The 11,238-nt window shown below is 34.6% G+C and carries 14 protein-coding genes; 1 reads left to right on the forward strand and 13 read right to left on the reverse strand.

The window, feature by feature from the left end; translation table 11 throughout:
* Positions 1 to 486: 486 nt before the first annotated feature.
* The 6 genes from EUBREC_RS13655 to EUBREC_RS13680 form a co-directional block, all read right to left on the reverse strand.
* Entirely contained in the window at positions 487 to 1,377 is an 891-nt protein-coding gene (locus EUBREC_RS13655; protein ID WP_012743794.1) for a CPBP family intramembrane glutamic endopeptidase, read from the reverse strand.
* A 109-nt stretch (positions 1,378 to 1,486) separates the two neighbouring features.
* The gene (locus tag EUBREC_RS13660) at positions 1,487 to 2,251 is read right to left on the reverse strand and encodes an ABC transporter permease (protein WP_012743795.1); all 765 of its coding nucleotides are present in this window, start codon (positions 2,249 to 2,251) and stop codon (positions 1,487 to 1,489) included.
* A complete protein-coding gene (locus tag EUBREC_RS13665) occupies positions 2,241 to 3,167 on the reverse strand; it encodes an ABC transporter ATP-binding protein (protein WP_012743796.1) in 927 nt (308 codons plus the stop codon). The genes EUBREC_RS13660 and EUBREC_RS13665 overlap by 11 nt, the downstream gene beginning before the upstream one ends.
* Before the next feature lie 254 nt (positions 3,168 to 3,421).
* The gene (locus tag EUBREC_RS13670; protein ID WP_012743798.1) at positions 3,422 to 4,135 is read right to left on the reverse strand and encodes an ABC transporter permease; all 714 of its coding nucleotides are present in this window, start codon (positions 4,133 to 4,135) and stop codon (positions 3,422 to 3,424) included.
* Positions 4,136 to 4,139: 4 nt separating this feature from the next.
* A complete protein-coding gene (locus EUBREC_RS13675; RefSeq protein ID WP_012743799.1) occupies positions 4,140 to 4,871 on the reverse strand; it encodes an ABC transporter ATP-binding protein in 732 nt (243 codons plus the stop codon).
* Between the two features lie 73 nt (positions 4,872 to 4,944).
* Positions 4,945 to 5,571, reverse strand: a complete 627-nt coding sequence (locus EUBREC_RS13680) for a TetR/AcrR family transcriptional regulator (RefSeq protein WP_012743800.1) — start codon at positions 5,569 to 5,571, stop codon at positions 4,945 to 4,947.
* Positions 5,572 to 5,729: 158 nt separating this feature from the next.
* On the opposite strand from EUBREC_RS13680, the gene EUBREC_RS13685 reads away from it, so the two are divergent.
* The gene (locus EUBREC_RS13685) at positions 5,730 to 6,152 is read left to right on the forward strand and encodes a type II toxin-antitoxin system HicB family antitoxin (RefSeq protein ID WP_012743801.1); all 423 of its coding nucleotides are present in this window, start codon (positions 5,730 to 5,732) and stop codon (positions 6,150 to 6,152) included.
* Between the two features lie 134 nt (positions 6,153 to 6,286).
* Here EUBREC_RS13685 and EUBREC_RS13690 read toward each other — a convergent pair whose 3' ends face one another.
* From EUBREC_RS13690 to EUBREC_RS13720, 7 genes are all read right to left on the reverse strand, one after another.
* The gene (locus EUBREC_RS13690) at positions 6,287 to 7,444 is read right to left on the reverse strand and encodes an iron-containing alcohol dehydrogenase (RefSeq protein WP_012743802.1); all 1,158 of its coding nucleotides are present in this window, start codon (positions 7,442 to 7,444) and stop codon (positions 6,287 to 6,289) included.
* A gap of 15 nt (positions 7,445 to 7,459) precedes the next feature.
* A complete protein-coding gene (gene bilS / locus EUBREC_RS13695) occupies positions 7,460 to 7,960 on the reverse strand; it encodes a flavodoxin family protein BilS (protein ID WP_015515974.1) in 501 nt (166 codons plus the stop codon).
* A 38-nt stretch (positions 7,961 to 7,998) separates the two neighbouring features.
* Positions 7,999 to 8,817 (reverse strand): AAA family ATPase, encoded by an 819-nt coding sequence (locus EUBREC_RS13700; protein ID WP_012743804.1) that lies wholly within the window; start codon positions 8,815 to 8,817, stop codon positions 7,999 to 8,001.
* A gap of 229 nt (positions 8,818 to 9,046) precedes the next feature.
* Positions 9,047 to 9,358, reverse strand: a complete 312-nt coding sequence (locus EUBREC_RS13705) for a nitroreductase family protein (RefSeq protein WP_012743806.1) — start codon at positions 9,356 to 9,358, stop codon at positions 9,047 to 9,049.
* Between the two features lie 110 nt (positions 9,359 to 9,468).
* Positions 9,469 to 9,930 (reverse strand): hypothetical protein, encoded by a 462-nt coding sequence (locus EUBREC_RS13710; RefSeq protein WP_012743807.1) that lies wholly within the window; start codon positions 9,928 to 9,930, stop codon positions 9,469 to 9,471.
* On the reverse strand, positions 9,927 to 10,484 hold the full coding sequence (locus EUBREC_RS13715) for a hypothetical protein (RefSeq protein WP_148207812.1): 558 nt from the start codon (positions 10,482 to 10,484) through the stop codon (positions 9,927 to 9,929). Before EUBREC_RS13715 ends, EUBREC_RS13710 begins: the two co-directional genes overlap by 4 nt.
* 91 nt (positions 10,485 to 10,575) lie before the next feature.
* Positions 10,576 to 11,076 carry a hypothetical protein gene (locus EUBREC_RS13720; protein WP_012743809.1) on the reverse strand — a complete coding sequence of 167 codons (501 nt, stop codon included), beginning with the start codon at positions 11,074 to 11,076 and terminating at the stop codon, positions 10,576 to 10,578.
* Positions 11,077 to 11,238 lie beyond the last annotated feature (162 nt).

The raw sequence follows: 11,238 nt of genomic DNA on the forward strand, positions 1-11,238 counted from the left end.
TCAATAAATAATGACTTTACTCTTTACGATAAAAATCGGTGATTATTATATAAGCGTGCGCAATTTCTTTACAAATTTGCTTAGAAGTAAAAAGCTCATGGCAAAAAATCACCATTAAATAGGACTAGCATTGATTGGTTTCAGTATATATCTTTTTATATATTCATTCAGATAAAATGTTGAAATGAGCTACTATAAACAAAATACCTTATGGTCATTGTGAAGCTAGATGTAACATATATTTAAGAGTATTGAAATGTTATTCATCCTTATTAATATCAGCTATTCAGCAATGAAACCTCTTCCATACATGGATAAAAAAATATAGCCTGCCAAAATAAAGGCATTCATAAATTCCATTTTACGTTCATTTAAGAAATTCACAGTCATGTATTTTTACCGCTTTCGTGCAAAATGCCAACATCTCAATAAAATCGGCATCTATCATAAATTCTATAAAACAAGCAGTTTTTTGGTAAGAGATTATTATTGAAGCTGTAAAGCTGTGTTATATAATATAACCATATTGATTGCACTTAATAATACTATAGTTGTAAGTAAACTTCCTTCCAGTCCGAATGTTCCTCCACTAAATATTTCACAATTGCTGATTTTAAATATAAATATGCTTTGTGATTGTGCCATTCCCGATACATTAAAACCATAAATATTTCCTTGTATAAAATTCCACATGCTATGTATTGCACTAATGCCCCAAATATTTCCAGTTTTCAATAAATAGATTGACTCGAATATTCCAAATAATATCAAATTTAATAAAGCAAGTACTTGAAATCCATTATTGAAACCATGTGTTAATCCAAATAAAATAGAATTAACCATCACCGCTACAAATATGGTATTTTTTCTGATTATAGATATCATGAAAAATCCACGAAATACTAACTCTTCGTAAAATCCCTGCAACAAAAATCCGCCAAGAAATAAGAATATACTTTTTTTATCCAAATTCACATTGAATCCATTAAAAATAAAAGTATTGAAAAGAACTCCCATCCATACTAAGGCTGATATCAGCATGGCACCTACACACGCACCTTTTATATACTGCTTGCATACATGTCTTTTCATAAAACCCATACTCATAAAAGTTCTTTTTTCAATGCAGCAACAATACAATACAACCAAACCAATTCCCAAAGCACATTCATATAATTGAATAATCATGGATATCTCTTCGTTAATCACCGACTTCTGAAATAATGCAGCTTTTATTGCCTCCCCCGCAAATACCATTATCAAATTTATAGGTGTAAGAACAGCCAAGAATTTCAATATTTCAATCCAAACCCTATTTCCTCTTCCTGTTTTTCTTACCTCATCAACCAATGTAATATTTTCCTGTTTATATAACATAACTTTTTCCTTTTATTCTGATATAAAAAAGTCACAGAACCCAGTAATATATCATTTTCATATCCCGACATTCGCATATTCGTTATATTATTTCCGCCGAAATACTTTATCATTCTTTTTTTGACAATGCACAAAGAGAAAGAATAAATGCAACGACAGCCCAAAAAACAACTACTATCAAATCTGACAGACTTATAGACTTCGCCAAAAATAACGCAGACCTTATTAAATTACTTATAGGAACAAATGGCAGCACATTATAAATATACATAGACCACTCCGGGAGTCTTTCCGCTGGATATGTTATCGGTGAAAAAAGCAGTCCACCTATCATAATTACCTGTGTTGCCAATGCCATTGCACTAGGTGGAAGCCAGTAGGCAATACAAAATCCGATACAAATCAATGTAAACTGTGTAAGCAATATAATCAGGCAACTTTGTCCCGTTATATTTAGATTTATATCAAAACGCAGTACCGAAGCAATACAACCCATAATCACGCCCGGAACTGATGCAATTCCCCATATGATAATATCTGCTAACAAAATAATGCTTCTTGAAACTGGAAGCGTTCTTTGATATTCAAATATCCCATTTTGTTTTGCCTCACTTACAATCTGTGGTGCTAAAACACATCCGACCGCAATCATGCCTAAAGTCAATGCCCCGGACGATAAATAAACAACCGATGTATCATCAAGCTGTGGAAGAAATAGTGCCATTCCACATATTATTGCAATCGCAAATGCAGCCTGTGCCACACTGAATACCGGCACCAGATATTTGTGTCTTATCAAGCTCCAAAATATCACTCCTTTAAGTTTTGTCAAATAAGATGCCTGCGGGTTTGATAATGTTTCTTTATTCTCCATCTATCATACCTCCATATTGCATATCCAATGTTGCAGATGTAAACTTATAATTCAAAACTTTTCCCTGTCTTATAAGCTCCATCAGCCAATTAACAGCATTTGAAACCTGATTTTCAGACAAGGTAAGAACCAACTGCATTTCATCTTCTTTATATTCACTGGTTTCGGCTTCCGGTAGATCGTGCAACTCGTCCGTATCATGCAGGGATACTATCATTACATTTGAAACGTAGTCATTACTAATAACAGCCGTAGAATCGTCACGAATTATACGACCTTTATTCAGTAAAATATATCTGTCTGTATACTGTTCAACTTCAAGTAGATTATGGGTGACAACAAAAATCATATGCCCCTCTTTTGCTAGTTTTCTCATATACTGCCATGTCAACTTACGTCTTATTGGATCAACATCATTTGTGGGCTCGTCAAGCAGAATTATGTCTGATGGGTATGCCACTGCCATTGCAAAAGAGGTCAGTCTCTGTAAACCACCGGATAATTTATTTCCTGCCTGGTCAGCCCACTGCTCAATATCCAAATCCTTTAACACTTGTTTTGTGCATAAATGCACCTGCTTTTCAGATACTCCTTTGATTCTCAAAATAGATTCTATGGACTGCCTTAGTGTTACTCCTTCAAGCGGAGCATGAAACTGGGGCATTATGGATACCAGTTCTCTGGCTACTTTTGAATTTTTTACCAATGATATTCCCTTATAAGTAATATCTCCACTGTCAGGTTTGGCATTACCTATAATCTGATTCAGCAGAGTCGTTTTCCCCGCGCCATTATGTCCGATAAGTGCAGTGATTTCAGAAGGATACAGTTCTAATGAAATATTATCATTGGCTCTTATCTTCCCTTTTTTATATGTTTTACTGATTGAATCAATAATTAAATTATTTGCTTTCATAAATTACCTTTTCTTTCTTCTTAAAATTAAACGAACAGGTTAGTGTATATGCTCAATACAAACGGGATACCCCAAAAGACAACTACTGCTATCTCGACAAGCACTCCAATTACCTGAAACACTTTCCATATCAAGACATCCTTTTCATAAGTAAAATCAGTCATACTGAATGCCCCACTACTGGTAACATTCTTTATATGTATACATTCCTCTGTCCCTATTTAAGAGTATACAAAAGAATGTGATACACTTAATTAAATTTCCATTTTTCTTGCCTGACTTAACATGCTCTCAACGGCTAAAAATGTAATAATTCCCATACCAGCCAAAAGCAATATCATCGCCACTCCAGAAAAAAATGTCATAGCTACTATCTGACACATTGTAACCATAATAATGCAGGATGCAACTATTGTTGCAATAACAGACTGCTTTCTGAACCCAATCCAACTCGAAGCAATACCACAAAATGCAGCAATCAGAGCATAACATACTAAATATATAATACTTGTTAACATAAGTCCTAAACTTGCAATGTCATTGCCAATTGGAACTAAGCTTTCTGTTATCATGAAAACTGCGAGTACTATTGCTCCACTTATCAACATCGAACCAAATGTAAATAAAAATACTAATAGTATCTTGGTTTCCATTATTTTTTTTCGACTGATTGGATATGAAAATAGTAAAATTGCTTTTTTCCCTCGATACTCATCCACAATAAACTTTGATGACATCGTTGCCGAGATTACAGAAAAAATTCCCATCATGACCACCAATGTCAGTCCTATTACAAAATTGTAAGAACTAAATAATTCTGCATCGCTATCCCCTGGATCAATTTTGGGTATTGCTGCCATTAAATATATAAAGCCCAGTATAAAAACAGTGCCTACCTCAACAGCAATTTGATATGGTCGTAAGCTATTTCTTTCCAATTCCAGAGAAAATAATCTGTTTATTTTCATATACTCACTCTCCTTGAATCGCTTTCATAAAATAATCTTCCAGTCCACCGGCATTTTGTTGTGATATATCCTGTGACTGAACCTCACGCACGATTGTTCCATTAACCAAAAAACCTATATCATCTGCAACCAATTCTACCTCAGATAGAAAATGACTGGACATCAAAATTGTGACTCCCTGTTCTGAAAGATTACGAAATAACTCTCTCATATCTCTTATTCCAACTGGATCCATTCCATTTATTGGTTCATCAAGAATTAGTAAACTTGGTTCATGTACAAGTGCTCTCGCAATAGCAAGTCTCTGACGCATTCCCAGCGAAAAAGTAGATACATGCTGATCTGCCGAATCCTTCAACCCGACTTTTTCCAATATACTTTCAATTTTTTTGTCAGCATCTTTGCAGTCCATATACTCTAAATGTATTTTTAAATTCTTTCTTGCTGAAATGTGTTCATAAAAAACCGGAGTTTCTATTAGACTTCCTGTTCTGGCAAGAATTTCCAAGCTTTCATTTTTACAGTCCATTCCCAGAACTGTTGCCGTTCCCTGCGTGGCTGATGTTAATCCCAGCAATATCTTAAATAGTGTTGTCTTTCCCGCACCATTTTGTCCAACCAAACAATATATCCTTCCTTTTTTTACACTCATATTGCAGCTATTTATAACCGTTTTTTTATTATAAGACTTCGATAAATTATTTGTTTTTACAATATATACATCTTTAAGTTCCATTTAATCCTCCTTTTTCATACATTCCGAATGTATGTATTGATGTAAAAATAAAATAAAATTGCATAATACAATTTTATTTTATTTTTACATCAATCATCGATAATATTTGGTCGTTGAATAATGGCACACCCATACGCTCAAACATCTCTTTTACAAACATCACTTTATGTTGCATTTCTTCTTCTGATGCTGGAAATACAGATGGCATTAGCCACAATTCCAACAATGGCAGGATTTCTGCCAATTCTTTCGGATACTCCGTACTAATAGAACCATCTTCAATGCCTTCTTCAATCAGTTCATAAAACTTTGGTGACAGGTATTTTCTTTGTGATTCTATCATTCCAGCCAATATACGAGGATTCTCCAATAGTGGAATCATATTTTTTGACAATGTGGCTCGTTCTGAATCTTCCTGATTTAACATCATAGCTTTCTGAATTTTCTGCAATCCATTTAATTCATTCTGTTCTTTGACCACATTGAAAGGATTATTACTCAAAAACATCTTATCACCCAAAGCATTTATAATCTCCTCTTTGGATTTAAAATGATGATACACTGCTCCTTTGGTTAGTCCTCCTAAATTATCAACAATATCTTGAATTGTTGTTTGCTCGTATCCTTTCTCTAAGAAAAGTCTTTGTGATACTTCCAAAATCTTCTCCACTGTTAATTCTGGATACTTATTTCTTGCCATATTATCTTCACCTGCAATAAATACATTCGTTATGTATGTATTTATATCATTCTTTCTTAATCATGTCAAGTCTTTTCTTATTCTTTGATTTATAAAAGCTGTTGACTTATCCCCACTCAATGTATATATTATATATACATTGAGTGGGGATATTATATATGAAACAGGTATATCCAGTTATATTTACACAATTAAAGGATAAGAAAGACACCGTGCTTATTAATGTTCCTGATATGGGTATATTAACAGAGGGCTTCGGTCTGTCAGACGCTATAGAGATGGCTCGCGATGCCATTGGGGCAAATGGAATCACATTACAGGATCTAGGCAGGGAAATTCCGGTTCCAAGTGATATTTCAGATATTGACATCAAAAATGGTACTTTTGACAAAGATGGTATTAGTCATGTTTCATTTGTGGATATAGATTTTGATGAATACCGCCGCAAGACCGACAATAAAACGGTACGAAGAAATGTCACTCTCCCTAATTGGCTTAATCAGGAAGCTGAGAAATCCCATATCAACGTATCTCGCGTTTTGCAGGAGGCTCTCATGGTAAAGCTAGGTGTATCAAGATAAATAAATTTAAAAGCCAAATCAAACTAAAAAGAGTGCAGGTTATTTATTGGATAGCCTACACTCTTATTTTGTTCTCATACATCAAAGAGAATTTCAGTCAAATTATTAATCAAGGTATTTGCATGAACGATTGATTAGAATGCTGCTCTGTAAATCTCCACAATATCGTCCTTGCTAAGCGGTACAAACGATCCCTTTGAACCCTCGCAGGCCTTCTTTGCCATCACCTCAAAGTTCCTGTCGTCTGTGATTCCCACAGCTCTTAGATTTGCCGGAATGCCCATTGTCTCAAAGAAGAATTTCTTCAGTGCATCAATGCCTGCGTGTGCAAGTGCATAGTCATCATCACCGGAAAGTCCCCAGACATTTTTTGCAAACTCCACAAACATCGGAAGTGTGTCGTCATTTAGTATGTGCTCCATCCACGCCGGTGTGAGTATTGCAAGTCCCTCTCCGTGGGTAATATCATAGAAAGCGCTCAGCTCATGCTCCATAGGATGTACGCACCATGCCGGTGAACAGCCGTCACCCACAACACCGTTGATTGCATGGGTGCCTGCCCACATCAGGTTGGCTCTGGCCTCGTAGTTGTCAGGCTGTGCGAGGGCAACCGGTCCATTTTTAATCATTGTACGTAACAATCCCTCTGCCATAAATTTCTGGCAGTCAGCATTCTCCATAGAAAAATAATTCTCCATTGTATGGCTCATCATATCTGCGGTTCCTGCTGCAGTCTGTTTTTTTGATACCGAAAAAGTATATTCAGGATTTAATATTGACATAGTTGGCACCATATACGGCGATCCTGTTCCCCACTTTTCATTTTTAGACATATCAGAGATAACAGCAAAAGGATCCATCTCTGTTCCGGTTGCGGAAAGAGTAAGCACATCAAATATCGGAAGTGCCGCCTTGACCTTCGAGCCATCAAGCACCAAATCCCATGCATCACCATCATACTTTGCACCTGCTGCAACAACCTTTGAGCAATCGATTGTACTGCCGCCACCTATTGCAAGCACCATGTCGATACCCTCATTTTTACAGATTTCAACACCCTTTCTGACTGTCTCAATCTTTGGGTTTGGCTCCACTCCGCTAAGCTCAAACACGGTCAGCCCCGCATCCTTAAGGATTTTCATTGCGGTATCGTAGAGACCGTTTTTCTTTATAGAGCCGCCTCCGTACACCAAAAGCACCTTGCTGCCATATGCCTTGAGCTCTGATAAGCTCGAAATGGTATCCTTTCCGAAATGAATCTTTGTTGGAATGTTGAATGTAAAATTGTACATACATAATACCTCCTGCTAAATAATAATATTTTTTAATCTCTCCAAATCATCTGAATCAGGATGTGATAAAGCCTTGTCAAAATTTTCAATCAGCGCATCAATATTATCCGGATGCTCCGGGTTTTCTTTCATTTTCACATAGCGCTCCCGCACAGACTGTGGCATTTTGCCCTGACACATATACTCTCCTACAATGGTGTTGCTTGAATCAATGGTGCTTTTAACATTGCCAAGAATCCTTTGAAAATATGCATCACTTCCTCCAAAACCGGCTGTTCCGAACAGAAATATCTTTTTATTTTTCAATTTAGATAAGAAATCTAATGTATCGCTATCCGCGTTTCCCTTGTCCGTCCAAAATCCAATGTATAGCAATTCGGATTCTATCCCACTGGCATCAGCCGTGCCAAAATAATCACAGCTCTCCTTTGGTAGTATTTCATGAATTTTATCAGCCAGCTTACGTGTGTTGCCGGTCATACTACTGAATATTATTGAATAATTTTCGTTGTGCATGTAATATCCTCCTTTAAATTGAACTAATATTTAGGTATTTAGACTTTAAATTCATCTTCATGTTTTTTGAAGAAATTATAAAAATATCGTACATTATCCAAATCACTCCATTTTGTAACATCATACTCTTTCGTATCAAGATTGTATATTTTAGCATTTAATGTTCCAAGCATAAATGGTGAATGCGTTGCAATAATAAACTGGCATTCTAACAACCTTGCCATTTTATTAATTTCCTCTGCTAACATAACCTGATTCGCAGGTGAAAGCGAAACTTCCGGTTCATCCAACAAATATAATGCATCTGGTTGTAAATACTCCTCAAAATATTGCATTGATGTCTCTCCGTTAGAATATTTTTCCTGTGCAAATTTTATATATTCTTCCTGCTTACACCCTTCTTTAGATGCTAAAAATTTTTTTGCTTCAAGTAAAGACATACCTCTCTTAACGTAATCATACTCCATGCCATCTGATAATATCTGCTTTTGTTGTATCTTCTTAATCTCATACAATATATCTTCACTTTTAATATATCGGCTGTTTTCCGGTAATTTATTTATTGTATTTCCATAATCATCTTCCCCCAAAGTATAGAAACATTCTCTGGAAAACGAACCACAGTAATCAACGCTTCCAAATGAATTGCTCGTTGCATATTCTTTCCCTTTTAGTTGTAAGCAATTGGCTATAATATTTAAAAGTGTTGATTTACCTGAGCCATTGTTCCCATAAAGTACAGTGATAGGTCTAAAAACAAATGGTTCAATATACTTATCCCGGAATACATTGTAGGGATAAATATTAGGATTATTCACTTTTCTTTTACTTAATCTAAAACTACTTAAATATATCATATCTTTTCATTATCCCTTTCCTGATAAAAGAGCTCCAACACCATTATTTCTCGAATATGTGAAAATGAAGGATTATTCACTAATACATCTGGTTTAGTTATGAATTGGTGAGACACTGTCACACTTTTTCCAAAATCTTGTGCAGTATTTATATAACTAATTTTTAAGTATTTCCTTATTTTCAAATGACAAACACATTATATTAAAGATTTTGATCAATCCGATTTTCCTATCTATACTCAACGATTTCTTCCAATGGTTTCCTTGGTCTTTTAGCCGGAGCTTCATAGGCAAAGCCAACAGCAACAATTCCTGTCAACTGGCTGGCTGTTCCGATAAAATCCATCAACTCATTGTAGGCAAAGCAAGTATTGGCAATCCATAAGGTACCTAATCCATATCCCGTTGCCGTGAGAATCATATTTTCAATTGCCGCACCTATGGACAGTGAATCACAAATTTCAACGATTCGTTTCTCATCAATTTGTCTGAGCGCTGCCTCAACCGTATCTTCTAGTCCACTTTCTTCTCCTAAAATCATATATGCCTATTATATAATTCTTTTGAAACGATTACAAGCAAAGAAAGATACCGCTTACGATTGCCGAAAAAAGAAAGGCTATATTTTCTTTCACCCCTATCTGTCAATAGTTAGCTGATTCTCAAATGTTCGCTAACTGATTCATAAAACTTAAACAATGGAATGTCTTTATAGTCTATTCCTTCATCCAAGTCTTCTGAATATAACAAAAGGGGGCTTTTAGAAGTGTTTTTCATGTCTATATGTAAACACAATACATTTATAAAAAAATAATCGAAATAATGAATTTCACACTTTATTACATCTTGATATTCATATTTATTCCCATTAATATAGAAGAAATCTTCATATATCTCATACTCAAATTCCTTTATGAATAATTTCCTTGTTGCTTTTTGATAAATATATGCTATTCCTACAATCATAAGTGCATTCATAAAAATAAATGGAAATCCATTTATATTCAAGAACAACCTATTAATTGAATATTCCTCAGCAAATACTACCACAATTAACACCAAGAAAAATATAGAAAATCTACCAAATAAGTGCTGTATTTTTATCGTTTTCATATAATACCTCCTCGTATTTGCATAGTAACCAATGTTCCAAATCCATTTTCCTTTTCTACTATATACTTCTTATCAATTTTTCGTTCAAAGCAGGCAAATTCCTTTTTACTGAAAAATAACATAGTCAATGTAATTTCTTCATCTTTTGATTTCGATATTGTGATCCATGTCTTATGATAACAATCAAGACCTAGAATTTTCTGAAGGTTTTCTTTTAGTCTGGCACTATTTTTTATTTGATTTACTTCCTTGTTAAGCACTAATACAAATCCTATATTTCCAAATAAACTGTAGATATCCATATTTTTTCTATCAGAAAACCATATTATTGGTGTAAAAATAGCCAACAACATACATGCTGCTAAATTTAAGGATATAAAATCAGCACTTACATTTATATCTAGTGCTAATATTACTAATAAACACGCCCATGAAAGTATATTCACAGCTGCCAATATCTTCCACAAAATATTAATTCTTTTCGTCTTTACTAAATAGTATCCCGCAATAAAAATAAGAGCTATGTACATTCCTTCAACAATCTCTTTATTCAAATTCATTACTCCCTTCATGCACTTTAAAATTAATAAAGTAGGTCACGAACGACACTTTCTTGTCATGAACGGCATGTTTTTACCTTGCTTTTTAAAAATATTCAATTGCCATACCATTATGTTTTTTTACAAGAAAACTGTTAAAAACTATTATTTCAATAGGTAACACCGCTAAAATGATATACGAAAAGATACGTGTTATTAATGGCAATCCCATAAACATTGACGGATACAACATTCTAACCACTATTTCAATAATAATTAATATCGCTCCCAACAAAATTCTCCCCTTTTTAAACAATATATCTATTTTGTCCCAATAATTTGTTTCTTCACTGAATTCTCTATAACGCCATTCACTTTGAATGATTCCAATTAACATTCCACCGAAAATCACAAATGGATAATATGGATGCTCTCCACTAGCAATTGTTGCCACCACAAAAAATAGATCAATCACACCTGTGATTAAGTGAATTATTTTCCGGCTCCATCCATTCAAGCGAAAAAACAATGTATATTCTCCAATTAAAAAATTAAGGGGAATCAGGATCGTAATAAGTCCTGACTTTTCGAAATTCAAGTATTCCATATCACTTACCTCTTATATAAGATGATTAAATGGTCAAAAGGTATCATCGATGCATGGCCGCTGCACAGTCTGTTGCATCATGCTGCTTTATAAATGTGTATCGCATTGTTTCCCTTTCGTATGCTATATATTAAAAGCTTATTTTCTAATTTCTTCTGTCTA

The organism is Agathobacter rectalis ATCC 33656, from assembly GCF_000020605.1.
Taxonomy (GTDB): Bacteria; Bacillota; Clostridia; order Lachnospirales; family Lachnospiraceae; genus Roseburia; species Roseburia rectalis.

Bases quoted from the DNA above. Each gene is read 5' to 3' on its own strand.
- EUBREC_RS13690 (WP_012743802.1), bottom strand. From the start codon at position 7,444: ATGTACAATTTTACATTCAACATTCCAACAAAGATTCATTTCGGAAAG.
- EUBREC_RS13710 (WP_012743807.1), bottom strand. From the start codon at position 9,930: ATGAAAACGATAAAAATACAGCACTTATTTGGTAGATTTTCTATATTT.
- EUBREC_RS13665 (WP_012743796.1), bottom strand. From the start codon at position 3,167: ATGAAAGCAAATAATTTAATTATTGATTCAATCAGTAAAACATATAAA.
- bilS (WP_015515974.1), bottom strand. From the start codon at position 7,960: ATGCACAACGAAAATTATTCAATAATATTCAGTAGTATGACCGGCAAC.
- EUBREC_RS13670 (WP_012743798.1), bottom strand. From the start codon at position 4,135: ATGAAAATAAACAGATTATTTTCTCTGGAATTGGAAAGAAATAGCTTA.
- EUBREC_RS13720 (WP_012743809.1), bottom strand. From the start codon at position 11,076: ATGGAATACTTGAATTTCGAAAAGTCAGGACTTATTACGATCCTGATT.
- EUBREC_RS13680 (WP_012743800.1), bottom strand. From the start codon at position 5,571: ATGGCAAGAAATAAGTATCCAGAATTAACAGTGGAGAAGATTTTGGAA.
- EUBREC_RS13700 (WP_012743804.1), bottom strand. From the start codon at position 8,817: ATGATATATTTAAGTAGTTTTAGATTAAGTAAAAGAAAAGTGAATAAT.
- EUBREC_RS13705 (WP_012743806.1), bottom strand. From the start codon at position 9,358: ATGATTTTAGGAGAAGAAAGTGGACTAGAAGATACGGTTGAGGCAGCG.
- EUBREC_RS13660 (WP_012743795.1), bottom strand. From the start codon at position 2,251: ATGGAGAATAAAGAAACATTATCAAACCCGCAGGCATCTTATTTGACA.
- EUBREC_RS13655 (WP_012743794.1), bottom strand. From the start codon at position 1,377: ATGTTATATAAACAGGAAAATATTACATTGGTTGATGAGGTAAGAAAA.
- EUBREC_RS13675 (WP_012743799.1), bottom strand. From the start codon at position 4,871: ATGGAACTTAAAGATGTATATATTGTAAAAACAAATAATTTATCGAAG.
- EUBREC_RS13685 (WP_012743801.1), top strand. From the start codon at position 5,730: ATGAAACAGGTATATCCAGTTATATTTACACAATTAAAGGATAAGAAA.